This window comes from Streptomyces sp. NPDC048623, from assembly GCF_040650755.1.
Taxonomy (GTDB): domain Bacteria; phylum Actinomycetota; class Actinomycetes; order Streptomycetales; family Streptomycetaceae; genus Streptomyces.
Genome location: NZ_JBEZHV010000004.1, coordinates 1 through 25,374, shown reverse-complemented (window position 1 = coordinate 25,374; position 25,374 = coordinate 1). Strand labels below are relative to the sequence as shown.

25 protein-coding genes are annotated in these 25,374 nt (G+C 73.2%); 11 read left to right on the top strand and 14 right to left on the bottom strand.

The window, feature by feature from the left end:
• Window positions 1–50: 50 nt before the first annotated feature.
• Both AB0C73_RS07260 and AB0C73_RS07255 read left to right on the top strand, forming a co-directional pair.
• Window positions 51–1,181 carry a hypothetical protein gene (locus tag AB0C73_RS07260; RefSeq protein ID WP_362525688.1) on the top strand — a complete coding sequence of 377 codons (1,131 nt, stop codon included), beginning with the start codon at window positions 51–53 and terminating at the stop codon, window positions 1,179–1,181.
• Window positions 1,178–2,548: an MFS transporter gene (locus AB0C73_RS07255; RefSeq protein WP_362525686.1), complete on the top strand. Its 1,371-nt coding sequence runs from the start codon at window positions 1,178–1,180 to the stop codon at window positions 2,546–2,548. The genes AB0C73_RS07260 and AB0C73_RS07255 overlap by 4 nt, the downstream gene beginning before the upstream one ends.
• Here the strand turns inward: AB0C73_RS07255 and AB0C73_RS07250 are convergent.
• The 4 genes from AB0C73_RS07250 to AB0C73_RS07235 all read right to left on the bottom strand — a co-directional run bounded on the left by AB0C73_RS07250 (window position 2,510) and on the right by AB0C73_RS07235 (window position 6,762).
• A complete protein-coding gene (locus tag AB0C73_RS07250; RefSeq protein WP_362526349.1) occupies window positions 2,510–3,301 on the bottom strand; it encodes a fused MFS/spermidine synthase in 792 nt (263 codons plus the stop codon). The two genes, AB0C73_RS07255 and AB0C73_RS07250, sit on opposite strands and share 39 nt — an antisense overlap.
• Window positions 3,302–3,380: 79 nt before the next feature.
• On the bottom strand, window positions 3,381–4,238 hold the full coding sequence (locus tag AB0C73_RS07245) for a patatin-like phospholipase family protein (protein WP_362525683.1): 858 nt from the start codon (window positions 4,236–4,238) through the stop codon (window positions 3,381–3,383).
• 265 nt (window positions 4,239–4,503) lie between these two features.
• Window positions 4,504–5,682, bottom strand: a complete 1,179-nt coding sequence (gene tuf / locus AB0C73_RS07240) for an elongation factor Tu (RefSeq protein ID WP_362525681.1) — start codon at window positions 5,680–5,682, stop codon at window positions 4,504–4,506.
• Window positions 5,683–6,060: 378 nt separating this feature from the next.
• Window positions 6,061–6,762 carry a DNA alkylation repair protein gene (locus AB0C73_RS07235; RefSeq protein WP_362525679.1) on the bottom strand — a complete coding sequence of 234 codons (702 nt, stop codon included), beginning with the start codon at window positions 6,760–6,762 and terminating at the stop codon, window positions 6,061–6,063.
• Between the two features lie 164 nt (window positions 6,763–6,926).
• Here AB0C73_RS07235 and AB0C73_RS07230 point away from each other — a divergent pair, with 164 nt between their 5' ends.
• Entirely contained in the window at window positions 6,927–7,718 is a 792-nt protein-coding gene (locus AB0C73_RS07230; RefSeq protein ID WP_362525676.1) for a VTT domain-containing protein, read from the top strand.
• 134 nt (window positions 7,719–7,852) lie between these two features.
• Here AB0C73_RS07230 and AB0C73_RS07225 read toward each other — a convergent pair whose 3' ends face one another.
• On the bottom strand, window positions 7,853–9,022 hold the full coding sequence (locus AB0C73_RS07225; RefSeq protein WP_362525673.1) for a thiolase family protein: 1,170 nt from the start codon (window positions 9,020–9,022) through the stop codon (window positions 7,853–7,855).
• A 113-nt stretch (window positions 9,023–9,135) separates the two neighbouring features.
• On the opposite strand from AB0C73_RS07225, the gene AB0C73_RS07220 reads away from it, so the two are divergent.
• The 4 genes from AB0C73_RS07220 to lnt all read left to right on the top strand — a co-directional run bounded on the left by AB0C73_RS07220 (window position 9,136) and on the right by lnt (window position 13,010).
• On the top strand, window positions 9,136–9,597 hold the full coding sequence (locus AB0C73_RS07220; RefSeq protein WP_362525672.1) for a helix-turn-helix domain-containing protein: 462 nt from the start codon (window positions 9,136–9,138) through the stop codon (window positions 9,595–9,597).
• A 123-nt stretch (window positions 9,598–9,720) separates the two neighbouring features.
• A complete protein-coding gene (locus AB0C73_RS07215; protein WP_362525669.1) occupies window positions 9,721–10,596 on the top strand; it encodes an undecaprenyl-diphosphate phosphatase in 876 nt (291 codons plus the stop codon).
• A 133-nt stretch (window positions 10,597–10,729) separates the two neighbouring features.
• Window positions 10,730–11,167, top strand: coding sequence for a nuclear transport factor 2 family protein (locus AB0C73_RS07210; protein ID WP_362525666.1), 438 nt, complete (start codon window positions 10,730–10,732; stop codon window positions 11,165–11,167).
• Window positions 11,168–11,219: 52 nt separating this feature from the next.
• The gene (gene lnt, locus AB0C73_RS07205; protein ID WP_362525664.1) at window positions 11,220–13,010 is read left to right on the top strand and encodes an apolipoprotein N-acyltransferase; all 1,791 of its coding nucleotides are present in this window, start codon (window positions 11,220–11,222) and stop codon (window positions 13,008–13,010) included.
• Here lnt and AB0C73_RS07200 read toward each other — a convergent pair.
• Window positions 12,934–13,839, bottom strand: a complete 906-nt coding sequence (locus tag AB0C73_RS07200; RefSeq protein WP_362525661.1) for a Gfo/Idh/MocA family oxidoreductase — start codon at window positions 13,837–13,839, stop codon at window positions 12,934–12,936. The two genes, lnt and AB0C73_RS07200, sit on opposite strands and share 77 nt — an antisense overlap.
• Window positions 13,840–13,878: 39 nt before the next feature.
• A complete protein-coding gene (locus tag AB0C73_RS07195) occupies window positions 13,879–15,066 on the bottom strand; it encodes an FAD-dependent oxidoreductase (protein ID WP_362525658.1) in 1,188 nt (395 codons plus the stop codon).
• A 150-nt stretch (window positions 15,067–15,216) separates the two neighbouring features.
• Here AB0C73_RS07195 and AB0C73_RS07190 point away from each other — a divergent pair, with 150 nt between their 5' ends.
• From AB0C73_RS07190 to AB0C73_RS07180, 3 genes are all read left to right on the top strand, one after another.
• Window positions 15,217–15,843, top strand: a complete 627-nt coding sequence (locus AB0C73_RS07190; protein WP_362525655.1) for a TetR/AcrR family transcriptional regulator — start codon at window positions 15,217–15,219, stop codon at window positions 15,841–15,843.
• A 106-nt stretch (window positions 15,844–15,949) separates the two neighbouring features.
• Complete coding sequence (locus AB0C73_RS07185; RefSeq protein WP_362525652.1) at window positions 15,950–16,489, top strand: DinB family protein; 540 nt, start codon at window positions 15,950–15,952, stop codon at window positions 16,487–16,489.
• Between the two features lie 136 nt (window positions 16,490–16,625).
• Window positions 16,626–17,093, top strand: coding sequence for a hypothetical protein (locus tag AB0C73_RS07180; protein WP_362525649.1), 468 nt, complete (start codon window positions 16,626–16,628; stop codon window positions 17,091–17,093).
• Window positions 17,094–17,110: 17 nt separating this feature from the next.
• Here AB0C73_RS07180 and AB0C73_RS07175 read toward each other — a convergent pair whose 3' ends face one another.
• The 7 genes from AB0C73_RS07175 to AB0C73_RS07145 all read right to left on the bottom strand — a co-directional run bounded on the left by AB0C73_RS07175 (window position 17,111) and on the right by AB0C73_RS07145 (window position 23,355).
• A complete protein-coding gene (locus tag AB0C73_RS07175) occupies window positions 17,111–17,584 on the bottom strand; it encodes a hypothetical protein (protein ID WP_362525646.1) in 474 nt (157 codons plus the stop codon).
• A 124-nt stretch (window positions 17,585–17,708) separates the two neighbouring features.
• Entirely contained in the window at window positions 17,709–18,392 is a 684-nt protein-coding gene (gene ung, locus AB0C73_RS07170; protein WP_362525643.1) for a uracil-DNA glycosylase, read from the bottom strand.
• A gap of 206 nt (window positions 18,393–18,598) precedes the next feature.
• On the bottom strand, window positions 18,599–20,179 hold the full coding sequence (locus AB0C73_RS07165; RefSeq protein WP_362525641.1) for an ABC transporter substrate-binding protein: 1,581 nt from the start codon (window positions 20,177–20,179) through the stop codon (window positions 18,599–18,601).
• Between the two features lie 148 nt (window positions 20,180–20,327).
• Entirely contained in the window at window positions 20,328–21,095 is a 768-nt protein-coding gene (locus tag AB0C73_RS07160; protein ID WP_362525639.1) for an SDR family oxidoreductase, read from the bottom strand.
• Between the two features lie 25 nt (window positions 21,096–21,120).
• Window positions 21,121–21,882, bottom strand: a complete 762-nt coding sequence (gene fabG, locus AB0C73_RS07155; protein WP_362525636.1) for a 3-oxoacyl-ACP reductase FabG — start codon at window positions 21,880–21,882, stop codon at window positions 21,121–21,123.
• Window positions 21,883–22,135: 253 nt separating this feature from the next.
• Window positions 22,136–22,519: a DUF3037 domain-containing protein gene (locus AB0C73_RS07150; RefSeq protein WP_362525634.1), complete on the bottom strand. Its 384-nt coding sequence runs from the start codon at window positions 22,517–22,519 to the stop codon at window positions 22,136–22,138.
• A complete protein-coding gene (locus AB0C73_RS07145) occupies window positions 22,516–23,355 on the bottom strand; it encodes a HipA family kinase (RefSeq protein WP_362525631.1) in 840 nt (279 codons plus the stop codon). Before AB0C73_RS07145 ends, AB0C73_RS07150 begins: the two co-directional genes overlap by 4 nt.
• 263 nt (window positions 23,356–23,618) lie before the next feature.
• Here AB0C73_RS07145 and AB0C73_RS07140 point away from each other — a divergent pair, with 263 nt between their 5' ends.
• A complete protein-coding gene (locus AB0C73_RS07140; RefSeq protein ID WP_362525628.1) occupies window positions 23,619–25,235 on the top strand; it encodes a hypothetical protein in 1,617 nt (538 codons plus the stop codon).
• Window positions 25,236–25,374: the final 139 nt, after the last annotated feature.

The following is a 25,374-nucleotide window of genomic DNA, read 5'->3' as shown; positions in this document are numbered from 1 at the left end:
ACGGGGGCGGGCGTAGCCGCGCACCCGCCGCCCCTCTATCGTTACGGCCCATGTGGCCAGGACAGCAGCCGCCCGGGGGCGAGCAGAACCCGCAGGACCAGAGTCAGAACCCGAGTCAGAACCCGTACGCGCAGCCGGGACCGCAGCCCGGCGCACAGCCGGGTGCCCAGCCCGGCTACGGACAACCCAACCCGTACCAGCAGCCGACCGTGCCGCAGCAGGCGTACGGACAGCCCAACCCGTATCAGCAGCCCGTCCCGCCGCCGGGCCAGCAGCCCGGCTACGGGCAGCCGAACCCGTACCAGCAGCCGACCGTGGCGCAGTACGGGATGCCCGGCCCGGCGCAGCCCGCCGGCGGTGACGGCGGCAACAAGAAGCAGACGACGGTCGTGGCGATCGTCGCCGCCGTCGCGGTCCTCGCGGCCGCCGGCATCACCGCCTTCCTGGTCGTCGGCAAGGACGACGACAAGAACAACAAGGCGGACGACCCGAAGACCTCGCAGTCGGCGAGCAACGCGCCGACCGGCTCCGCCTCGGCACCGCCGCTGGACAACCCGCGCAACGGCGCCGACCGCCAGCCGACGATCCCCGGCTGGAAGGTCGTCTACAACCCCAAGTACGGCACGCTCTTCGACGTCCCGCCGGAGTGGGAGGTCTCGAAGCCGGGCATGGCCACCGGTTTCGAGGACGAGAAGAAGGGCGACGGCTCCCCCGTCGTCACCATGTCGGCGCCCGCGTTCCTGAAGACCAACTGGTGCGCGTTCGACACCGACAAGAACGGCACCGAGGAGACCTGGGGCCTGAGCACCGCCGGCACCAAGGGCGGCCAGGGCGCCAAGGACACCGCCGAGGCGGCGTACAACGAGGCCGGCAACTGGGTGTGGGCCGGCTACGCCCAGCACATGCCCAAGGGCACCATCAAGATCACCAAGGCCGTGCCGTTCACCTCCGCGTCCGGTCTCCAGGGCAGCATGGCGACCGCCGTCGCGCCCGGCATCACCAAGCGCAACAAGTGCGAGTCGGACGGCAAGTCCGTCGCGTTCTCCTTCAAGAACGCCAAGGGCGACTTCTCGTCCTTCGTGCTCTACGCGGCCAAGGGCGTGAAGGACGAGCTCCCGGACGCCACCATCCAGAAGATCGCCTCCACCGTCCGGCTCGCCCCCGAGTCGCCGGAGTCGTGATCTCCGACCGGATACCCGGCTGGGCGGGCCGCAACTACCTGCTCCTGACCGCCGCCGCGATCGTCACCAACCTGGGCACCCACGGTGCCCTGATCGCGGCGGCGTTCGCCGTCATCCAGTCCGGCGGCGACGGCGGCGACGTGGGCCTGGTGGCGATGGCCCGCACTCTCCCGCTCGTGCTCTTCCTGCTCATCGGCGGCGCGGTCGCCGACCGGGTGCCGCGGCACCGGGTGATGGTCGCCGCCAACGCCCTCAACTGCGTCTCGCAGGCGCTGTTCGCGGTCCTCGTCCTCACCGGCGAGGCCCGGCTGTGGCACATGATGCTGCTGACCGCGCTGTGCGGCACCGGGCAGGCGTTCTTCAACCCGGCCGCCGAGGCCATGCTGATGTCCAGCGTGGACGGCGAGCAGGCCGGCCGCGCCTTCGCCCTCTTCCGGATGGCGATGAACGGCGCGGGCATCGGCGGCGCCGCGCTCGGCGGCGCGCTGATCGCCGCCTTCGGGCCGGGCTGGGTGCTCGCCATCGACGCGGGCGCCTTCGCCGCCGCGGGCGCGCTGCGCGCCTTCCTCGACGTCCGGCACATCCCGGAGCGGGCGCCGGGCGGCGGGCTGCTCGCCGATCTCCGGGAGGGCTGGGACGAGTTCGTCTCCCGCCCCTGGCTCTGGTCGATCGTCGCGCAGTTCGCCGTCGTGGTGGCGCTCGTCGGCGCGACCGAGTCGGTGTACGGGCCGCTGGTCGCCCGGGACGAACTGGGCGGCGCCCGGCCGTGGGGCCTCGCGCTCGCCGCGTTCGGCGCCGGCACGCTGGCCGGTGCGCTCCTGATGGCCCGCTGGAAGCCGCGCCGGATGCTGCTCGTGGGCACCCTGTGCGTCTTCCCCATCGCCCTGCCGACGGCGGCGCTCGCGGTGCCGCTGGACGTGACGGGCCTTTCGGCGGCGATGTTCGTCAGCGGGGTCGCGATCGAGGTGTTCGGCGTCTCCTGGATGACGGCACTGCACCAGGAGATCCCGGAGGAGAAGCTGTCGCGGGTATCGGCCTACGACTGGTTCGGCTCGACCGCGATGCTTCCGCTGTCCACGGCCCTCGCCGGACCGGCGGAGTCCGTCTTCGGGCGGAGCAACGCACTGTGGGGGTCGGCGGCGCTGATCGTGCTCGTGACGGCCCTGGTGCTGCTCGTGCCGGACGTACGGAATCTGACGCGCCGTACGAGGCGGGTGACGGGCGCGGCGGCCGATGCCGCCCCGGGGGCCGCCCCCGCGAGCGCCTCCGGGAGTGCCCCGGGGAGTGCCTCCGGGGACGCGGTTCCGGCTGCCGGCGTGGTCTCGCCCTCAGCCGATACCGAAGGCGCCGTCCGGCGGCACGGGTGACGGGACGGCGTCCGCGTCGTGCACCGGCTTCGCGCCCCTGATGAACCGGACGACGTCCTCGCCCGACTCCACCCGCGCGGGGAACGGATCGGCGGCGGTACGGCGGGCCAGGCCCGCGAGGTCGGGCTCCCGGTCGGAGGCGACCAGGACGGCGTTGCCGAACCGCCGGCCGCGCAGCATCGCCGGTTCGGCGATCAGCCCGAGCTCGGGGAACACGGTGGCGAAGGTGGCGAGCTGGCCGCGCAGGAAGTCGAAGGGCGCGCCGTCGGCGAGGTTGGCCGCGTAGACACCGCCCGGGCGCAGCACACGGCGGGCCTCCTGGGCGTACTCGACCGAGGTGAGGTGCGCGGGCACCCGCGAGCCGCCGAACACGTCGGCGATCAGCACGTCGGCCGAGTCCGCCGGTTCCGCCGCCAGCCACTCCCGGGCGTCCGCGCCGTGCACGGTGATCCCGGAGTCCGGCGGCAGCGGCAGATGCTCGGTGACGAGGTCGAGCAGCCCGAGGTCGGCCTCGGCGACCCGCTGCCGGGAGCCGGGCCGGGTGGCCGCGACGTAGCGGGGCAGGGTCAGCGCCCCGCCGCCGAGGTGGACGACGTCGAGCGCGACACCGTCCTCGGCGGCCAGGTCCAGGACGTGGGCGAGCCGCTGGGCGTACTCGAACTCCAGGTGGGCCGGGTCGTCGAGGTCGACGTACGACTGGGGTGCGCCGTCGACGGTCAGCAGCCAGCCGGCTGCGGTGTCCACGTCGGGCATGAGGCGGGCGGTGCCGCCGTCGACGTCGCGGATCACGGGAATCTGGTCGTTGACCTGCTCATTCTGGTCGTTCACCTGCTCATTGTGCCCACAGAGCGGTCACGGCCTCCGCATGGGCCGCCGCCTGGGCCCGCCCCGCCCGCGCGGCCGGCCCGCGGCGGGTCAGGTCGAACCGGTCCCGGCCGAAGGCCCGCCGGGACCCGGCGTCGGGCGTGATGACCTCGACCCGGGCCCCGGCGGCGGCGAGCGCGGCGGCCTGGCGGGCCGGGGAGTGCAGCGCCTTGTTGCCGCTCGCGCTGGGCGCGATGATCACGACCCGCTCGTAGCCGGCGGCGAGCTGCGCGTTGGCGGTGGAGTGCAGACCTCCGTCGATCCAGCGCCGCCCGGCGATTTCGGCCACCGGCCACGCACCGGGGATCGCGCAGCTGGCGGTCACCGCGTCGACGAGCGGGACGCCCGTGTCGCGGTCGAACGCGGTCAGCTCGCCGCTGTCCGCGTCCACGGCGGTGATCAGCAGCCGCCGCTCCGGCCATGCGGCCTCGCCACCCAGCCGGGCGGCGACGACCTCCCGACGGACGTGGGGCGCGACGGTGTCGGCGGCACTCGCGAGCCGGCCGAGCTTGCGCCCGTACTCCTCGGGTGTGCGCGAGGTGAACACGGCGAGCGCGTAGCGGAGGATCTGTCCGGGCCGCAGACCGGCGGGCAGTTCCCCGTCGGCCTCGCCGAACTGGCTCTCGTACAGCGCGCCGAGCGCCGTCCCCCCGCCCGCGAGCTGCGCCCCGACCACCGCCCCGGCGGAACTCCCGACGACCAGATCGGCCCCGGTCACCCCCACCCCGGCCTCGGTCAGCCCCCACAGCACCCCGGTCTCCCACCCCGCCCCGGTCAGCCCACCCGCGCCGAGTACCAGTGCCGTACGCCTCGTCGTGTCGGTCATGGGAGGAGTGTGGCGGAGGGGTGGGGAGGGGGTGGGGGTGGGGGGCGGAAGGGGACGCTCCGGGTGGGGGTGGCCCCGGCGGGCGTTCGGGTCCGGGGGCCTGGGCCGTTGGAGCCTGGCCCCGAGGCGCCAGGCCGCGGCCCGGACGCGCGGCGCGTCGGCGTACGGCCAGAGGCCGGCCGAACCTGCCGCACGGGTGCGGCCCGGCGTGGGGCCGGGGGCCCGGAACGGGCGGCCACCTTCGTGGCCGCCCGTTCGGCACCCGTCAGAGAACCTCCGTCACCGTGCCCGCGCCCACCGTGCGGCCGCCCTCGCGGATCGCGAAGCCGAGACCCGGCTCCAGGGGGAGGTCGCGGCCCAGTTCGACGGTCATCGTGAGCGTCTCGCCGGGGCGGGCCTCGGTCGCGGGGCCGAGGTCGACGGTGCCGACCACGTCGGCCGTGCGGAGGTAGAACTGGGGGCGGTAGCCGGTCGTGACCGGGGTGGCGCGGCCGCCCTCGCGGGTGGACAGGACGTAGACCCGCGCCGTGAAGCGGCGGCGCGGGGTGAGACTGCCGGGCTCCGCCACGACGTGCCCGCGGCGGACCGCACCGCGCGGGACGCCACGCAGCAGCAGGGCGACGTTGTCGCCGGCCTGGGCCGAGTCCATCGGGCGGCCGAAGGTCTCGACGCCGGTGACGACGGTCTCGGTGTCCGGGCCCAGCACCGCCACCCGGTCCCCGACGCGCACCGTGCCGCGCTCGACGGCGCCGGTGACGACGGTGCCGCGCCCGGTGATGGTGAGCACGCTCTCCACCGGCAGCAGGAACGGCGCGTCGACGTAGCGCACCGGGACCGGCACGTACGTGTCGACCGCGTCGAGCAGCGCCTCCACGGACGCCGTCCAGCGCGGGTCGCCCTCCAGGGCGCGCAGCCCCGAGACCCGTACGACGGGCACGGCGTCGCCGCCGTAGCCGTGCGCGGTGAGCAGTTCCCGTACCTCCAGCTCGACCAGGTCGGTCAGCTCGTCGTCCGCGCCGTCGGCCTTGTTGAGCGCGACGACGATGTGGTCGACGCCGATCTGCCGGGCGAGCAGCACGTGCTCGGCGGTCTGCGGCATGATCCCGTCGAGCGCGGACACGACGAGGATCGCCCCGTCGAGCTGCGCCGCGCCGGTGATCATGTTCTTGACGTAGTCGGCGTGCCCGGGCATGTCGATGTGGGCGTAGTGCCGGGTGTCCGTCTCGTACTCGACGTGCGCGGCGTTGATGGTGATGCCGCGCCGCGCCTCCTCCGGCGCGCGGTCGATCCGGTCGAAGGACACGTAACGAGTGGTCCCGCGCTCGCTGAGGACCTTGGTGATGGCGGCGGTGAGGGTGGTCTTGCCGTGGTCGACGTGACCCATGGTGCCGATGTTGAGGTGCGGCTTGGTGCGGGCGTAGACCTGCTTGGGCGTGTTGGACATGACGATGTCGCTCGATTCCCTGCTCGAAGCGTGAGTGGGGACCCCGGAATCCGAACCGACCCTCCCCCTGTGGGGTCCGCCGGACGATCCGGGAAGGGTCAGCTTCGGTCGCCGCCGGACAGCGCGGCGACGGGTGCGGGAACAGGTGCGAAAGCGGGTGCGGGAACGGGCGCGGAGACAAGCGACGCCGGGTCGGGCACGGAGACGGCAGCCTTCGGCGCGTCCGCGACTGCGGACGGCGCTGCGGGGAAGGCGTACCGGGACATGTGTCCGATGATGGCCGGTCAAGTGCCCGCCGTCGAACGATTTACGGCGCGGCCGGGCGCCGCTCTCCCTGCCGCTCCCGCCCCGCCCCGCCCCGCCCCGCCGGACGGACCGTCAGAGGTTCTTCAGCGCCTCGCGCACCGACAGCGGCGAGAGCCGCGAGCTGTTCTGCGCGACGAAGGCGCGCACCTCGCCCGGGGCGGTCTTGGCGTATTCGCGCAGTGCCCAGCCGATGGCCTTGCGGATGAAGAAGTCGGGGTGGGCGGAGCGGAGCAGGCAGTAGGAGAAGAGGCGGTCGGCGTCGGTGTCCGACTTGTAGCGGAGCTGGTGGAGGAGGGCGCTGCGGGCCACCCACAGGTCGTCGTCGGCGATCCACTCGTCCATCGCGCCGGCGAGCGCGGGGTCGGCGGCGACCAGGCCGCCGACGACGTGCGCGGCGAGGTGGTCGACCGTGTCCCACCAGGAGACGGTGGTGATCAGTGAGCGGGCCACGGGGAGGAAGCCGGAGGCGCAGCGCTTGACGTGGCGGCGCAGGTAGTCCACGGCGAAGTAGTGGTACTCGCGCTCGGGCAGTGCGAAGCAGCGCAGCGCGAGAGCGGTGCAGTCCGCCTCGTCGGGGGCGGGCAGGCCGGCGAGGACGGTACGGGTGAGGGCCCGGCGCTCGGGGGTGCGGATGCCGAGGAAGGGCGCGACGCCCTTCATGTACGCGATCATCTCCTGCGCCCGGAAGGGGTCGCCGGCCGCGGGGTAGACCTCGGTGAGGCGGGTCAGCACCGTGTCGGCGAGGGCGCTGTCGGGGACGGCGATCGTGGTCACCGCCTCACTGTAGAAGGCCTGGCGGTGGGAGGCCTGGCGCAGTAGCGGCCCCGCCGCCCGCGCACGCGCCCCACGCACACGACGGCGCACGCTCCCGTGCACACGACGGCGGCGACGGGTGGCGAGGACGGCGATCACCTGCCCGGGTCGGTTACTCTCGCCGGGTGTTCGAGCCCGTGTCCGTCCGCCGCTCCCGGACGCTGCTGCCGCCCCGCGCCCGGCTGGTCTGCCTCGCCGTGATCCTGCTCGCCGCGGGGCTCTCGGTGCTGCTCTTCGAGCCGCAGCGGCTGCTGGCCTCGGGCTGGCCGCCGGAGTTGCGCGGCGCGGGCGCGGTGGCCGTGTTCGGGCTCGCGTACGGGGTGTGCACGGCGGCCCTGGTGCCGCGGCCGATCCTCAATCTGGCGGCGGGCGCGCTGTTCGGGGCACAGGCGGGCCTCGGCGGGGCGCTCGGCGGCACGGTGCTCGGCGCGGGTCTCTCGTTCGCGCTGGGCCGCGCGCTCGGCCAGGAGGCGCTGCGTCCGTACGTCCGCGGGCGCTGGCTGAAGGCGGCGGACGGGCAGCTGAGCCACCACGGGTTCCGTTCGATGCTGGCGATCCGGCTCTTCCCGGGGATGCCGTTCGCGGTGGCCAACTACGCGGCCGCGGTGTCCCGGATGCGGTACGTCCCCTTCCTGGTGGCGACCGGGCTCGGCTCGGTGCCGAACACGGCGGCGTACGTGGTCGCGGGCAGCGAGGCCACCTCGCCGACCTCGCCCGCGTTTCTGATCTCGATGGGCTTCATCGTCCTGTCGGGGGCGGCGGCGGCCGTGGTGGGCTGGTGCAAGCGGCACCGCCTCACGGGCGGGGTGGAGCCGGAGCCGGTGGCCGGGGCTCCCGGCGGCCGGACGGCGGAGCCGGAGCGGGCGGGAGCGGGAGCGGGGGCCCGGGCCGGGGCCGGGAGCACAGCGGTGGGGTGACGGGCGCGGACTGAGCGCCGGGGAGGGCGGGCCCGCCCCGCGGCGCCCGGACCCGGGCGCGAACACGCGGAGCCGCGCGCCGCCCCGGCCCGGCCCCACCGCCGGCGGAGCCTGTCTCCCCTACGCCCTCCCCCCTACAACGCCTCCACGATCATCGCGTTCGCCAGCCCGCCCGCCTCGCACATCGCCTGCAGGCCGTACCGGCCGCCACGTGCCCGCAGGGCGTGGACCAGGGTCGTGGTCAGCCGGGTGCCGCTCGCGCCGAGCGGGTGGCCGAGGGCGATGGCGCCGCCGTGCACGTTGACCTTCGCCGGGTCCGCGCCGGTCTCCTGCTGCCAGGCGAGGACGACGCTCGCGAAGGCCTCGTTGATCTCGAAGAGGTCGATGTCCGCGAGGTCGAGGCCGGCGCGGCGCAGCACCTTCTCGGTGGCCGGGATGACGCCGGTGAGCATGAGCAGCGGGTCGGAGCCGGTGACGGCGAAGGAGTGGAGCCGGGCGAGCGGGCGCAGGCCGAGCGCGCGGGCGGTGTCGGCGCCCATGACGAGGACGGCGGAGGCGCCGTCGTTGACCGGGCTGCTGTTGCCGGCCGTGACGGACCAGTCGATCTGCGGGAAGCGCTCGGCGAAGCCGGGGTCCTCGAAGGAGGGTCGCAGTCCGGCGAGGATCTCGGGAGTGGTGGCGGGCCGCACGGACTCGTCGCGGCGGACGTCGCCGTACGGCACGACCTGGTCGTCGAAGAGGCCGTCGGCCCAGCCGCGCGCGGCCTTGGCGTGCGAGGCGGCGGCGAACTCGTCCATGGCGGCGCGGGACAGCGACCACTTGGCGGCGATGAGTTCGGCGCTGATGCCCTGCGGGACGAGGCCGTCGGGGTAGCGGGCGGCGACGCCGGGGCCGAAGGGGTCGGCGCCGGGCGGCACGTTGGACCACATCGGCACCCGGCTCATCGACTCGACTCCGCAGGCGACGACGATGTCGTACGCACCGGACATGACGCCCTGCGCGGCGAAGTGCACGGCCTGCTGCGAGGAGCCGCACTGCCGGTCGACGGTGGTGGCGGGCACGGTCTCGGGGAGGCCGGCGCCGAGCCAGGCGTAGCGGGTGGTGTTCATGGCCTGCTCGCCGACCTGGTCGACGGTGCCGCCGATGACGTCGTCGACGCGGGCCGGGTCGATCCCGGCCCGGTCGATCAGGGCGCGCAGGGTGTGGGACAGCAGGGCCACGGGGTGGACGTCGGAGAGGGCGCCGCCGGGCTTGCCCTTTCCGATCGGTGTACGGACTGCTTCGACAAGGACGGCGTCGCGCATGACACGGCTCCTGGGCTGCAAGGTTGGATAACTGGACCTACACCTGTCGGTAACATAGCCCAGTGAGTTGGTTTTTCAAACCCTCTTGCCCGCCCCTGCCTTACGCTTGGCCCATGAAGGCCGCCCCCCGCCCCTGCTCGATCGCCGACACCCTCGCTCTGGTCGGCGAGAAGTACTCGCTCCTCGTGCTGCGCGAGATCTCGCTCGGCGTCCGCCGCTTCGACCGCATCGCCCGCAACACGGGCGCCCCGCGCGACATCCTCACCGCCCGCCTCAAGCGGCTCGTCGAGGCGGGGGTCCTGGAGAAGGTGGCGTACAGCGAGCGGCCCAGGCGTTACGAGTACCGGGCCACTCCGTCCGGCGAGGAACTGGCGCCGGTGCTCCTGACCCTGATGGCCTGGGGCGACCGCCACCTCAACCCGGACGCCCGGCCGGTGGTCCTGGAACACAGCTGCGGCGCGGTCCTCGACCCTCGGGTGGTGTGCGCACACTGCGGCGCGGAGCCGGATCCGGCCAGTCTCCAGCACCACATGCGGGCGCCGGGCTGGACCACCACGGGCCCGGTCGAGGGCTGAGCCCCGGTCCCAACGCCCGCCCGCGGGCCGCCCGTAGCCCCGTGGCGAGCGCGTCACCTGGGGAAGGTACGCTGCGCACCGACCGTATGACCGCACAAGTAATCTCGGGACGGCCCTGGCCCCATGAGTTGGTTCGAATCTTTCATCCTCGGACTCGTCCAGGGGCTTACCGAATTCCTCCCCATCTCCTCCAGCGCGCATCTGCGGCTCACCGCCGCGTTCGCCGGCTGGGAGGACCCGGGCGCCGCGTTCACGGCCATCACGCAGATCGGCACCGAGAGCGCGGTCATCATCTACTTCCGCAAGGACATCGGGCGGATCATCTCGTCCTGGTTCCGGTCGCTCTTCGACAAGACGATGCGCTCCGACCACGACGCGCAGATGGGCTGGCTGGTCATCGTCGGCTCGATCCCGATCGGCGTCCTCGGCGTCACGCTCAAGGACCAGATCGAGGGCCCGTTCCGTGATCTGCGGCTGACCGCCACCACGCTGATCGTCATGGGCATCGTGCTCGGCGTCGCCGACCGGCTCGCGGCCCGCGACGAACTGGGCGGCCGGCACCGGGCCGCGCGCGAGCGCAAGACACTGGCGGAGCTCGGTGTCCGGGACGGCCTGATCTACGGCGTCTGCCAGGCGATGGCGCTGATCCCCGGCGTCTCCCGGTCCGGCGCGACCATCTCCGGCGGTCTGCTCATGGGCTACACCCGTGAGGCCGCCGCCCGCTACTCCTTCCTCCTCGCCATCCCGGCGGTGGTCGCCTCCGGCGGCCTGGAGCTCAAGGACGCGGCCGAGAGCGGCCATGTCTCCTGGGGCCCGACGATCTTCGCCACGATCATCGCGTTCGTCGTCGGTTACGTGGTCATCGCCTGGTTCATGAAGTTCATCTCCACGAAGTCCTTCATGCCCTTCGTGATCTACCGCATCGTCCTCGGCGTCGCCCTGCTCGTCCTGGTCGCCATGGGCGTGCTCAGCCCGCACGCCGGCGAGTCCGCGGGCTGACCCCGGACCGGACCGACCGCCCGACCGTCGCACCGCGCCGAGGGGCCCGCGCAGCAGAGGCTGTGCGGGCCCTTTTCGCCGTTCCCGCCGCACGGCCCTTGGCCTGTGGCCCCCGCTGGCCGACACTGACACGATGACGCAGCGCGTGGACCTCGCCGGCGTGATGGACCGGCTCGCTCTGGACGATCTGGTCACCGGGTACGCCGTGGCCGTGGACGACTCCGACTGGGCCGCGTACCGGGCGCTGTTCACGGCGGACGGGCGGGCCGACTACCGGGGGTCCGGCGGGATCGAGGGGGCGGTCGAGGAGGTCGCCCGGTGGCTGGCCGAGAACATGCGGCGGTTTCCCGTGCGGCAGCACCTCATCGTCAACCGGCGGATCCGGATCGAGGATCTCGGGGGCTATCCGGGGGACACCGCGACCGTGCGCGCCGACTATGTGAACCCGATGCGCTTCGAGTCGGGCGAGGATTTCGTGTGCGGCGGACGGTACGAGTTCACCGCGCGGCGCACCGACGCGGGCTGGCGGCTGCGTGGCGTGGTGGTCGAGGAGAGGTGGCGCCGCATGTGAGGCTCGCCGGGAGCGGCGCGCGCACACTGGAGGCGACACCTGGAGGCAGGGCATGCGGATCCCGTTCGCCCACCGGTCGGCGACGGCCCCGGCGACGCAGGCACCGGCGCAGGAACCGGGTCAGGCGCCGGAACCGGCGCCCGCACCGCGCGCGGGGGCGCCGGGCGGGCGGTTCCACGGACTCGGGCGGTCGGGGCTCGCCTTCGTGCTCGGCGCGCTGCCCGCGCTCGCGTTCCCCGCGCCGGGCCTGTGGTGGTGGGCGTATGTGGCACTCGTCCCCTGGCTGCTGCTGATCCGTACGGCGCCGGACCCCCGCCGGGCGGGTCTGGACGGCTGGTGCGGCGGCATCGGGTTCATGGTCGCCGTGCACCACTGGCTGCTGCCCAGCCTGCACGTCTTCCTCCTGGTGATCGCCGCGTTGCTCGGACTGCTGTGGCTGCCCTGGGGGCGCCTGGTGCGGGCGATGCTGTACGGGGTGCCCTCGCCGCGCCGGGCGGCCGCCGCGCTCGTGGTCGTGCCCTCCGGCTGGCTGCTCGTCGAGCTGGTCCGCTCCTGGCAGGGGCTCGGCGGGCCCTGGGGGCTGCTCGGGGCGAGCCAGTGGCAGGTGCCGGCGGCGCTGCGGCTCGCCTCGGTCGGCGGGGTGTGGCTGGTGAGCCTGCTGGTGGTGGCCGTGAACACGGCGGTCGCCCTGCTGCTCGCCGTACCGCCGCTGCGGCGCACCGCGACGGCCGGGCTGCTCTGCTGCGCCCTTCTCGTGGGCCTGGGCTGGTGGGCCGGCGCCCCCTCGCGCGGCTCGGGCACGGTGCGGATCGCCGTCGTACAGCCCGGGGTGATCGGCCCGCCCGGCCAGCGCTTCGACCGCAGCGAGGAGCTGACCCGTACGCTCGCCGGGCAGCGGCTCGACCTGGTGGTGTGGGGCGAGAGCAGTGTCGGCACGGACCTGGCGTCCCGGCCGGACCTCACGGCGCGGCTGACGACGCTCGCCCGGGCCGTGGACGCGCCGCTGCTCGTGAACGTGGACGCACGGCGCTCCGACCGGCCCGGGATCTTCAAGAGCGCGATCCTGGTCGGCCGGGACGGGCCGACGGGCGAGCGGTACGACAAGATGCGGCTCGTGCCGTTCGGGGAGTACATCCCGGCCCGCGCGGTGCTCGGCTGGGCCACCTCGGTCGGCAAGGCGGCCGGTGAGGACCGGCGGCGCGGCACGGCACCCGTGGTGATGACGCTGCCCGGCGCGACGCCCGCCACGTCCGAACCGTCCGCGACCGAAGGCCCGGACCCGGCCCCGGACTCGGCCCCGGACTCGGCCCCGGCCCCGGCCGGGCTGCGGATCGGGCCGCTGATCTGCTTCGAGACCGCCTTCCCCGACATGAGCCGGCACCTCGCCCGCGGGGGCGCCCAGGTCCTGGTGGCCCAGTCGGCGACCTCGACCTTCCAGCACAGCTGGGCCCCGGCGCAGCACGCCTCGCTCGGCGCGCTGCGGGCCGCGGAGACCGGGCGGCCGGTGGTGCACGCGACGCTGACCGGGATCAGCGCCGCGTACGGGCCGGACGGGCGCGGGATCGGTCCGCGGCTCGGCACCGGGAGCAGCGCGGCCGCCGTCTACGTCCTGCCGCTCGGCGGCGGTGCGACGGTGTACGACCGGACCGGCGACTGGGCGGTGTACGGCGCCGTCACCGTGATCGTCCTGGCCTGCCTGGCCCCGGTCGCCGCGTCCTGGCCCCGCTCCGGCCCCGGCGGCCCCTCCGCGGCCTCCTCCGGTCGGTTCAGGAGGCCTGGGCGAGCACCTCGCGCACCACGTGCTCACACAGCTCGTGGGTCCGGAGCGCGTCCCGGGCGCTGAGCACCCGGCCCGCGCGCACGGCGTCGAGGAAGGCGAGCACGGCCTGTTCGATGCCGCGCTGGCGGGCCACCGGCACCCAGTCGCCGCGCCGCCGGACGGTGGGCTGGCCCTTGTGGTCGACGATCTCGGCGAGGTTGAGGACCTGGCGCTTGGAGTCCTGGCCCGAGACCTCCAGGATCTCCTCGGTGGAGCCGTTCATCCGGTTCATCATGCCGATCGCGGTGAAGCCGTCGCCGGAGAGCTGGAGCACCACGTGGTGCAGCAGCCCGTCGCGGACCCGGGCGCGCACGTCGGTGTGCTCGACCTCGCCGGGGAGCAGGAAGCGCAGGGTGTCGACGACGTGGATGAAGTCGTCGAGGACGAAGGTGCGCGGCTCCTCGGGCAGTCCGATGCGGTTCTTCTGCATGAGGATCAGCTCGCGCGGGTGCTCGGCGCACTGGGCGTACCCGGGGGCGAGCCGGCGGTTGAAGCCGACGGCGAGGCTGACGGCCCGCTTCTCGGCGAGCTCCACCAGGCGTTCGGAGTCGGCGTAGTCGTACGCGAGCGGCTTGTCGACGTAGGTGGGCACACCGGCCTCCAGGAGCCGGGTGACGAGCTCGGCGTGCGCGGAGGTGGCGGCGTGCACGAAGGCGGCGTCGATCCCGGCCGCGATCATCGAGTCGAGGTCGCGGTGGCGGCGTTCGGCGGGCACGTGGTGGGTGTCGCCGACCTCGGCGAGGGTGGCGGGGGTACGGGTCTGGAGGTGGAGTTCGACCCCGGGAAGGGCGGACAGGACGGGCAGGTAGGCCTTGCGGGCGATGTCGCCGAGTCCGATGCAGCCGACCTTCACGGGGTCTCCTTCACTTCGTGGTACGGGCTTTCGCGCCGGTCAGCTTACGCGCGCGGGCTCGCCGTCCACCGGCGGGCGCCAGTCGGCGATGCCGTCGAAGCCGCGCAGGACCAGGCCGGGGCCGAAGCGGGAGACGGCGGTCACGGCGGCGTCCCGCAGGGCGACGGCGGGGCGGGCGGAGAGCAGTGCGAGCCGGCCGGTGCGGGCGGCCTTGCGCACCAGTGCGGTGGTACGGGGAAGGCGCTCGGCGGTGTACGCGGCGAGGGCGGCGGGCACGGGCCGCCCGGCGCCGAGGTGGTGGGCGAGCACGACGGCGTCCTCGACGGCCTGGTTGCCTCCCTGGCCGAGGGTGGGCTGCATGGCGTGGGCGGCGTCGCCGAGGAGCGCGGTGCGGCCGAGGTGGAAGGCGGGCAGCGGGTCGATCAGATGGTGCACGTCGTGGCGCAGGACCGCGCTCTCCTCGGTGGCGGCGAGGATCGCGGGCACGGGGTGGTGCCAGTCGCCGAACAGGCGCTCCAGTTCGGCCTTCTCGCCGTGCGGGGCGTGCGTGCCCTCGGGGGCGGCGGCCATGGCGTACGCGTAGACGCGTCCGTCCTTGAGCGGCTGGCTGCCCCAGAGACGGCCGGGTCCCCAGGTCTCGTGCGGGGCGAAGGGGCGCTCGGGCGCGGGGATGACGGTGCGCCAGGTGGTGTACCCGGTGTAGCGGGGGCCGGGGTGGGCGGGGAAGAGGGCGGCGCGGGTGGCGGAGCGGATGCCGTCGGCGGCGACGACCAGTTCGGCCTCGAACTCGCCGTCGGGGGTGGTGACACGGGCGGGGCGGGTGCGGTCGCCCGGGTCGGCGAGCGTGGCCGGGGTCGCGGTGCGGACGGTGTCGTCGGGGAGCGCGGAGGTGAGCAGTTCGACCAGGGTGGCGCGGTGCAGCAGGACGAGCGGGTCGCCGAAGCGGGCGGCGGCGGCGTGGGCGTCGGTACGGGCGAGCCAGCGTCCGTCGGGGCGGCGCATGCCGCCGTCGCCCTGCCAGGCGGCGAGGTCCCGGACGGGCGCGCCGAGGCCGATGACGTCGAGGGCGCGCAGGGCGTTGGGGGCGAGGCCGATACCGGCGCCGACCGGCGCGAGGTCGGCGGCGCGTTCGAGGACGGTGACGTCCCAGCCGCGGGCGCGGAGGGCGAGGGCGGCGGTGAGGCCGCCGATGCCGGCTCCGACGACGACGGCGCGGTGCTGTTCCATGACTCCCCCTCGGGGACGGCGGGCGGCGGGCGGCAACCGGGAGGGCGCGCGCACCACCCGCACTACAGATGCAGTGAGCTCTGCTCCTCACCGTACTACAGCTGTAGTCGAAGGGGGAGGCGGGGCGGGCCGGTCGCATAGGTTGTCCCCATGACCGCAGCACCCGCCCCGTCCCCGGCCCCCGGCGCCCCGCCCACCCGCGCCGAGCGGATCGGCGACGCCGCGCTCGACCTGCTCGTGGAGCGCGGGATGCGCGGGCTCACCCATCGCGCCGTCGACGAACGGGCCGGGCTCCCGCAGGGCTCCACGTCCAACCACGCCCGCACCCGCCAGGCGCTCCTGGAGACCGCCGTACGGCGCCAGGTCGAGCGGGAGGCGGGTGTCCTCGCCCCGGACGAGCTGCCCGCACCGGACGCCGGCCCCGAGGTCCTGGCCGACGCGCTCGCGCTCGCGCTGCACCGCTATCTGACGGACCACCGGGCGCTGCTCGTCTCCCGCTACGAGCTGGCCCTGGAGGCCACCCGGCGGCCCGAGCTGCGGTCCTTCTTCGACTCGGCGGGCGCCGTCTTCCACGGCCCGGCGATCGCGATGATGCGCGCGGCCGGCTCCACCGCGCCCGAGCGGCACGCGCTGTCCCTGATCGCCTGGTGCGAGGGCCTGATGTTCTCCTGTGCGGCCGGGTCCTTCCACGCCGCCGTGCCCAGCCGGGCGGAGCTGCGCACGGGCTTCGACGAGCTGCTGCGGGGGATGCTGGGCGGGCCGCCGCGCCGGGACTGACCCATCAGGCCTGATGCACCAGGCCTGATCCGCCGGGCGCGCCCCCCTGGCACGGCCCCGGACAGGTCCTTAAACCGCTGGCACCCGGCCCCGGCCGTCCGCGACGATGCCCCTTATGACGACCGATCACACCGCAGCACCCGAGCGCGTACACCCAGCCACCACCACTGGTGAGCGCCAGGCCCTGGAACAGTGGCTCGAATTCCATCGCGCGACCCTCGCGACGAAGTGCGCCGGCCTCACCGACGAGCAGCTCCGCACCGCCTCCGTCCCGCCCTCCGACCTCAACCTGCTCGGCCTGGTCCGGCACATGGCCGAGGTCGAGCGCGGCTGGTTCCGCAAGGTCCTCGCCGGCGAGGAGGCCAAGTGGATCTACGCCACCGACGAGGACTACGACCGGGACATCCACACCATCGAGGGCGACACCTACGAGGAGGCGTTCGCCACCTGGCAGGCGGAGATCGCGCACGCCCGGACGCTGGCCGAGGGACACTCCCTCGACGACCTCGGCGCGAGCGCCCACCACCGCACGGGCGACCTCATCAACCTGCGCTGGATCTACCTCCACATGATCGAGGAGTACGCCCGCCACAACGGCCACGCGGACCTGATCCGCGAGCGCATCGACGGCGCCACCGGCTCCTGACCGCACCCGCCGAAGGTCCCAGGTCCCCCACCCCCGTCCCGGTGCCGGTCAGCCCGGGGCGGGGTGATCACTCATGCGGGGCATTCCTCGCGAGTAGGGGCGCGCGAAAGGCGGCCCGACCTGCATTGTTGCCCGAGTGCATGGAACCCGAACCACCAGGACGCTGCTCGCCGGCGTGGCCATGGCCGCCGCCCTGACGGGCTGCGTCGCCGTCGACCCGCCGCCCGCGGCCCCCGCGCCCGCCTCCTCCGGCGGCGGCGCCTCCCCCGCCGGCCAGGACGTCGCCCCGCAGATCGTGCAGGGGCCCGCCCGCGAGGCCCTGGAGGCCGCGCTGCCCGATCCCCCGGAGCCCGAGCCCGGTTCGGCCGTGGAGCGGCAGCGGACCGACGCCGCGCCCGCCCCGGCCCGGCCGCGCCGCACCGAGCACCCGCACCCCTCCCCCGTACCGCATCAGCACCGGCCGCGGACCCCGGACGTACGGCTGCCGGGGGTTCCCCAGATGCCGCGCGACCGGGCCGGGGTGTGCTCCCTCGGGCAGGCGTACGGCGGCTGGAGCCCGGACAGTCCGCAGGCGAAGGCCTGCCGGAGCACGTACGGGCGCTGAACCCGGCAGGGCCTGTCCTAGAGGCCGCCCCGCAGCCGCAGGTCGAGGCGGTCGATCGCGGCCCGCACGCCGTTGCCGTAGCCGTCGTCGTCCAGGGCCGCGGCGGCGGTGCGGGCCCGGTCCAGATGGACGCGGGCGGCGTCGGGGCGGGCCAGTTTCACGTAGTCGGCGGCGAGGTTGAGATGGAGCGAGGGGTAGAGGGCGCGCAGGGCGACCGCCGAGTCGTGGCGGGCGAGCCGGTCCTCGTCGAGTCCCTCGGCGGCGGTCAGCGCGCGCAGGTCCCAGGCCAGCTCGGTGTCCGGGTCGTCCTGCGCGTCGGCCATGTAGTGGGCGAGGGTGCAGCGGTGCAGCGGATCCCCGTCGGGGCCGAGCCCGTCCCAGATCGCGCCGAAGCGGTTGCGGGCCTCCTCCCGGTCGCCGCCGTGGAGCAGCATGACCGCCTGCCCGATCCTGGTCATGACGGCGTCGTCCGACACCTGCTGCCCGGTCATCACGGCTCCCCGCGTTCGTTCCCGTCCGGTCCCGATCGGTCCGTCGGTCCCGCTCCGAGACTGCCGGATCCGGCGGCCGAGGTGTGCGCTCGGCGCGCCGGTTCCGCATGGCCCCGGCAGGGGTTCAGCCGAGGTTCGGGATGCGCCAGTCGATCGGCTCGTGGCCCTGGGCGGCGACGGCCGCGTCGATCTGGGTGAAGGGCTGCGAGCCGAAGAACTTCTTCGCCGACAGCGGCGAGGGGTGGGCGCCCTTCACCACCACGTGCCGCTCCTCGTCGATCAGCGGCAGCTTCTTCTGCGCGTAGTTGCCCCAGAGGACGAAGACCGCCGGGTCGGGGCGCTCGGCCACGGCCCGGATGACGGCGTCGGTGAACTTCTCCCAGCCCTTGCCCTTGTGCGAGTTGGCCTCGCCGGCGCGGACCGTGAGCACCGCGTTGAGCAGCAGGACGCCCTGCTGGGCCCACGGCATCAGATAGCCGTTGTCGGGGATGTCGAGGCCGAGCTCGGCCTGCATCTCCTTGTAGATGTTGCGCAGCGAGGGCGGGGTCTTGACGCCCGGCCGGACGGAGAAGCACAGGCCGTGGCCCTGGCCCTCGCCGTGGTACGGGTCCTGGCCCAGGATCAGGACCTTCACCCGGTCGAACGGGGTGGCGTCGAGGGCGGCGAAGACCTGCTCGCGCGGCGGGTAGACCGGCCCCTTGGCCCGCTCCTCCTCGACGAACTCGGTCAGCTCCTTGAAGTAGGGCTTCGCCAGCTCTTCGCCGAGGACGCCGCGCCAGGACTCGGGCAGCAGGTCGGTGTCGGTCACGTCGGGAACCTCCGGTGGGCGTTCGTTTGATCCGGACGAGAACCTACCGGGCCCCACTGACAACGCCGTCCGCCGCCCGGGTCCACGGGCGTCTTCCGGCCGCGGAAGACGGAATCGGCCGGCCGGCCGCTGGAGAGCGGACCGGCCGGCCGACCACGGAAAAGCGAACCGGCCGACCGGTCGACGGCCGGCCGGCTCGCGGCGTCCTACCAGCTGGTGCGGCGGCCCAGCTCCCACATCTGCATGACCGTCTGCGGGTCGAGCGCCCGCTCGCCGCCCGCGATGTCCTCGCTCGCGGCGATGTAGAGCTTGCCCTGCCACAGCGGCAGCAGCCGGACGTCCTGCACCATGATCTCCTGCGCCTCGGTGAACTCGTCCGTGACGGCGCCGCGGTCGCTCTCGCGCCGGGACTTGGGGAGGAGTTCGCCGGTGATCTTCGGGCTGAGGTACGGGGTGCCGAGGACGTTCGTCTTGCCGACGAACGGGGCGATGAAGTTGTCCGGGTCCGGGAAGTCGGGGAACCAGCCGCGGCCGAAGACCGGGTACTGGCCCTTCTGGTAGCCGGCCTGGAACTCCTTCCACGGCTTGCCGTGCAGGGTCACCTCGAAGAGGCCGGACTCCTCCAGCTGGCGCTTGAGCTCGGTGAACTCGGGCCCGGTGGCGGAGCCGTAGCGGTCGGTGGTGTACCAGAAGTCCAGCTTCACGGTCTCGGTGATGCCGGCCTCGCGCAGGATCTTCTTCGCCTTGGCCGCGTCGGGCGAGCCGAAGCGGTCGAAGAACTTGGTGGTGTGACCGGCGATGCCCTTGGGGACCATCGAGTACAGCGGCTCGGCGGTGCCCTGGTAGACCTTGTTGACCAGCTCGTCGCGGTCGACGAGCTGCGCGATGGCCCGCCGGACGGCCGGCCGGGCGACCGACGGGTCCTTGGCGTTGAAGACCAGGTAGCGGATGTCGGCGCCGGTGGACTCGATGAGCTGGAGGTGCTGGTTCTCCGGCTTGTCCTCCTGGAGGGCGACCACCTCCTCGGCGGTCAGACCGCGGTAGGTGGCGTCGATCTCCTTCTTCTTCAGCGCGGTGACCATCGGCTCGGACTCCTTGAAGTACCGGATGGTCACGCCGCCGTTCTTGCGGTCGGCGAAGCCCTTGTAGCTGGGGTTGCGGGTGAGCTCGGCCTTCTCGCCCTCGCTGTAGTCGTCGAGGACGTACGGGCCCGAGCCGACCAGCTTGCCGTCCTCGCGGAGCTTGTCCGCGGGGTACTCGGCCGGGTCGACGATCGACATGGCCGGGGTGGCGAGGATGAACGGGAAGGTCGCGTCGGGCTGGTTGAGCCGGAAGACCACGGTCTGCGGGTCGGGGACGTCGATCTTGTCCAGCGAGCCGAGCATGCCGTTCGGGCCGCCGTCGACGTTGATGGTCCGGATCCGCTCGATCGAGTACTTGACCGCCTCGGCGTCGAGCTTGTGCCCGTTGGAGAAGGTCAGGCCCTCGTGGATCTGGCACTCGTAGACCCGGCTCGACGAGCCCTGCTTGAAGGCGCAGTCGGCGGCGTCCGGGTTCGGCGTCGCGCTTCCGGTCGGGAATGCCACCAGAGTCTGGAAGACATTCCGGAAAAGCTCCCAGGAATTGTCCCAGGCGGCCGCCGGATCGAGGGTCGAGGGAGAACTCGTCGTCCCCACGACGATTCTCTGGTCCACTGCGGATTCACTGTCCGAAAACACACTGCATCCGGACAGGAGGGATATGGACGCAAGGGCTGCAGCGGCCTGCAGACTGGTCCGGTTGAACACGTGCACGCTCCTCGTTCAGCCTGGGGTCGGCCGACGATACCGCAGCGCCCCGCCAGGTCAATGGTCGGCCCTGGCGGGGCACTTGAGGCATTCGACGTATAACCGGGGCCAAACCGGTCAAGAATTCCTCAGGGTGTCCGGATACCGGTCACTCGACACCGGCGTTCAGGAAAAGACCGCCGTCGACGACCAGCGTCTGGCCGGTGATCCAGTCCGACTGCGACGAGGTGAGGAAGGCGGCGGCGCCGCCGATGTCCTCCGGCTGGCCGAGCCGGCCCAGCGCGTACCGGGAGGCCGCCTCGGCCTCCCGGCCCTCGTACAGGGCCGCGGCGAATTTGGTCTTCACGACGGCCGGCGCGATGGAGTTGACCCGGACCAGCGGCGCGAATTCATGCGCGAGCTGCAGGGTCAGATTGATCATCGCGGCCTTGCTGATTCCGTACGCGCCGATGAACGGCGAGGCGGAGATGCCGGCGATCGAGGCGATGTTCACGATCGCCCCGCCGTGTTCCTTCTGCCAGGCCCGGTAGGTCTGCTGGGCGAAGCCGAGCGCCGAGACCACATTCGTCTCGAAGACCTTGCGGGCGACCCCGAGGTCGAGTTCGGCGATGGGGCCGAAGACCGGGTTGGTGCCGGCATTGTTGATCAGGAAATCGACCCGGCCGAAGGCCTCCATGGTGGCCTCGACCGCGGCGGCCTGGTGGGCCTCGTCGTGGGCCTTGCCGGGCACAGCGATGACGCGTTCGGCGCCGAGGCGCTCCACGGCCTCCTTGAGGGCCTCCTCGCCGCGTCCGGTGATGCAGACCCGGTCGCCGCGGGCGACCAGGGCCTCGGCGACGCCGTATCCGATGCCCCGGCTCGCGCCGGTGATCAGAGCGACCTTGCCCGACAGTGCGGGCAGTTCCTTCGTGCTCATGTGCCTGTCCCTCTCGCGCCGTGCGTCAGTTGAGCGGGCCGCCGGCCACGTACATGACCTGGCCGGAGACGAAGCCGGCGTCGTCGCCCGTGAAGAAGGCGATGGCGTTGGCGACGTCCTCGGGGCGGCCGACCCGCTGGACCGGGATCATCGAGGCGGCGGCGGCCTGGAACTCCTCGAAGCCCATGCCCACGCGCTCGGCGGTCTGCGCGGTCATCTCGGTGACGATGAAGCCGGGGGCGACGGCGTTGGCGGTGACGCCGAACTTGCCGAGCTCCTTGGCGAGGGTCTTGGTGAAGCCCTGCAGACCGGCCTTGACGGCGGAGTAGTTGGCCTGGCCGCGGTTGCCCAGGGCCGAGGACGAGGAGAGCGAGACGATCCGGCCGAAGCCCGCGTCCACCATGTGCTTCTGGCAGGCCTTGGCCATCAGGAACGCGCCCTTGAGGTGCACGTTCATCACGAGGTCCCAGTCCGACTCGGACATCTTGAAGAGCAGGTTGTCGCGCAGCACGCCGGCGTTGTTGACGAGGATGGTGGGCGCGCCGAGCTCGGCGGCGATCCGCGCGATGGCCGCCTCCACCTGGGCGCTGTCGGAGACGTCGCAGCCGACGGCGAGCGCGGTGCCGCCCGCGGCCGTGATCTTCTCGACGGTGTCCTTGCAGGCCGCCTCGTCGAGGTCGAGTACGGCGACGGCGCGGCCCTCGGCCGCCAGCCGGATCGCGGTGGCGGCGCCGATGCCCCGCGCCGCACCGGTGACGACGGCTACCCGCTGCTCGGTGGTGGACATGCTTGTTCTCCTCGCCCTTGGCTCGTCCCTGGATGCGGTGCCTACCCCGCGCCCCGCTCCCCCACCCCGTGACCCTCGAACCGGGAGGTGAGCGACCGCTTAGTATTGCCCGCAGACGAGACGCTAGAAGCCCTGGCACCCGGTGTCAACGTTCCGCCGGGTGCACCGGATCACGCGCCGTACGCCTTGACCCGGCCGGGACCGCACACCGCCGGGCCGCGCCGAGCCGCCGTCGGACCGCGCCAGGCCGCCGTCAGCGGACGAGCAGGTCGAGCAGCCGCTCCACCTCGGCCTCGGGGTCGGCGGTCAGACCGGTGTGCACGGGGCCCGGCTGGATCACCGTGGAGCGCGGGGCGATCAGCCAGCGGAAGCGCCGGCCGGCGTCGTCCCCGGCCGCCTGACCGGCGGCGGTGCCGCCCGTGCAGACGCCCTCGACCGCGTGCAGCGCGGCCCGTACACCGGTCACGTCGGCCCCCGGGTCGAGCGCGGTCAGCTTGGCCTCGTCCAGATGGGTGCGGGCGGCCACGAAGGACCGGGCGCGGCAGTAGACGACCACACCGGCGTTGAAGAACTCGCCGCGCTCGACACGCGGCACCACGCGCAGCAGCGCGTACTCGAAGACATCGCGGTCGGTCACGTGGTGCTGTCCTTCTGGGCGGGGCGCGGGGCGAGGCGGTCGGCGAGCCAGCCCGGGGGCTGCTGGGGTCGGTGCTCGGTGCGCGGCCCGAGGGTGATCCGCTCGTGGATGGTCGCGGCGCGCGGCAGCAGGGCCTCCACGTACGCGGCGCGCAGGGCGTCGGTGCTGTCGAAGCCGGGCTCGTCGACCAGCCACTCGTCCGGCACGTCGGCGGCCACCTCGGTGAGCAGCTCGCGGGTGACCAGCGGGGCCAGCTCGGCGGCCGCGGCGGCGACGTCGGGCGAGAAGGAGGCGAGGGCGTGGTCGGAGGCGTCGTACGGCTTCGCGGCGGAGGCCTGGGCGCCGGGCCAGTTGTGGTGCCAGATCATGGTGGCGCCGTGGTCGATCAGCCACAGGTCCCCGTGCCAGACCAGCATGTTGGGGTTGCGCCAGGAGCGGTCGACGTTGTTGATGACGGCGTCGAACCAGACGACCTTGCCCGCCTCCTTCGGGTCGACCTCGTACGCGAGCGGGTCGAAGCCGAGCGAGCCGGGCAGGAAGTCCATCCCGAGGTTGAGGCCGCCGCTCGCCTTGAGCAGCTCCTGCACCTCCTGATCGGGCTCGGAGAGCCCGATCACCGGGTCGAGCTGGATGGTGACGAGCTCGGGCACCCGCAGCCCAAGGCGTCGGGCCAGCTGCCCGCAGATGACCTCGGCGACGAGGGTCTTGCGCCCCTGCCCGGCGCCGGTGAACTTCATGACGTACGTGCCGAGATCGTCGGCCTCGACGATCCCGGGGAGCGAGCCGCCCTCACGCAAAGGCGTGACGTAGCGGGTCGCTACGACCTCTTCCAACACTTTCCCCAGCCACCCTTCTCGGTGCCGTGCCCCTTGCTGCCGGCCTCTGGCACGAAATGAGCATAGTAACCGAGGGTGATCGCCGGCGAGCAGTGTCCGCGCCACCGAGCAGTTCGGCGCCGGCCGGGTGTCTTGCCCGGCAGGCTCAACTCGGGTGCCCATGTCCCACATTCAAGGGCTATTGTTGGCCCGCTCCGGGGCCTGCCTGTCGCATGACAGGTGCACCTCCCCGCCGCCGGACGCCCGTGAGAAGGAGTTCCGCGTTGTCGCATCTCGGTCTCGTCCGCTCGATTTCTCTGGTCACGCTGGCGGCGCTCGTGCTCAGCGCATGTGGCTCGCAGTCGAACAGCAACGATCGGCCGCCCGCGAAGCACGGCCCGGTCGTCGTCGACGGCGCCGTGGACCTCGGGTCGCTGCAGCAGGTGCTCGACACCGAGCGGGCGCGGCCGCAGGAGCCGCAGGAGATCGAGCTCGCCAGGCTCGACAACGTCCTCGAGCGGGCGCTGTGGACCGAGTCGGGTCTGGAGTCGGCGCTCGGCGGAGCCGCGGCCGCCGACGCCGCGTTCGCCGCGCACGGTCGGGCGATCACCAGCAAGGCGAGGGCGATCGGTGCCAAACCGATCACGATCGTGCCGGCGGTGTACGTCGCCGACTCGTCGAACCCGTCCATCGGCGAGGGCATGTTCGGCGGCATCCTTCTCGCCACGCTCGGCTCCGAAGGCGTCGTCTCCGCCACGAACGACCTCAAGGACGGCGTGCGCGGATCGCAAGAACTGAGTAAGGGGGCCATGGTCTCGGGCTCACTCGAGCACGTCGACCTGCAGATGGATGCCACTCACGAGTCGGACGGCGTGACCACCAAGCTTGTCGTGAAGGTCGGGATCAGCCCGTGCCCCGACGCGAGCGGCAAGTTCGAGGCCGAAGCCCAGATCGACATCTCAGCGACGAAGACGGGCGGCAGGACCGGCCAGCGGGGCACCCTGGATGTCAAGGTCACCGGCCAGGCCAACGACGACGCCATGCTGGAGTCCGCTGACGCCGACTACCGCATGCAGTGGGCCGACTTCGCCAACAGCAAGGGCAGCTTCGTGGACGTCTCGGGCTCGTTCGGCGACACGAAGGTGCGCTCCGCGACCCTCAACCGCAGCGGCGGCAAGCCGGACGGCGACCTGTACCAGAGCGCGGTCACTCTCTCCGCGCTCTACACCCTGCTCATCAAGGTCAAGGTCGCCGAGGCGGCCGAGAAGGGCTGGCAGTCGGGCCGTTGCGTGGCCCTCAAGCCGACCGCCTCGCCGGGGCCGAAGGGCATGAAGCCCGGCGCCACCTCGACGATCAACGCCGCGCCGCGCAGCCGGATCGACGGCGGGCCCGTCGGCGGGACGGTCAAGGCGACCCTCACCGCGGGCGGCGCCTCGGTCAAGCCCGACGGCAGCAAGGTCAAGGCCGACGCGACCTTCACCTACGCGGCTCCCGACGCCCCCGACAAGACCGGGACGGTGTCCCTTGAGGCCAGGTCTCGGCGGGGTGTCGCCAAGGCGAGCATCGACTTCGACACGAAGCAGGGGGCGTACGTCGCCAGCGGAGGCACCCAGGTGAAGGTGTCCGGCACCGTCACCGACCTCGCCGCCCCGTTCACACTGCAAGGCCAGGGCACCGGCTTCACGGTCGTCTACTCCTACACCCCCACCAGCGGCACGGGTGGCACCTACACCTACGCCGGCTCCGGGAGCGGTGTGAAGATGAACGGGTCCGGCACGTACCAGATCACGGGGAGCGACCCCGTACTCACCCTGAAGCAGACGGGCCACGGCTGCGTGGACGTGGGCGGCTGCTCCACGACCACCAACGTGATCACCCTGACCAGGGCGGGTACTGCGTAAGAGGCGCCCCGCCCTCAGTTCAGCAGTCTCCCCGTCGGCCCCTCGGTGTCGGCGGCGTCCCGGACCTCGTACGAGCGCTTTCTGGCGGCGCTGGAAGCGGCAGGGTCCCGCCCTCGCCCGCGCGGTGCCGACGGGATCG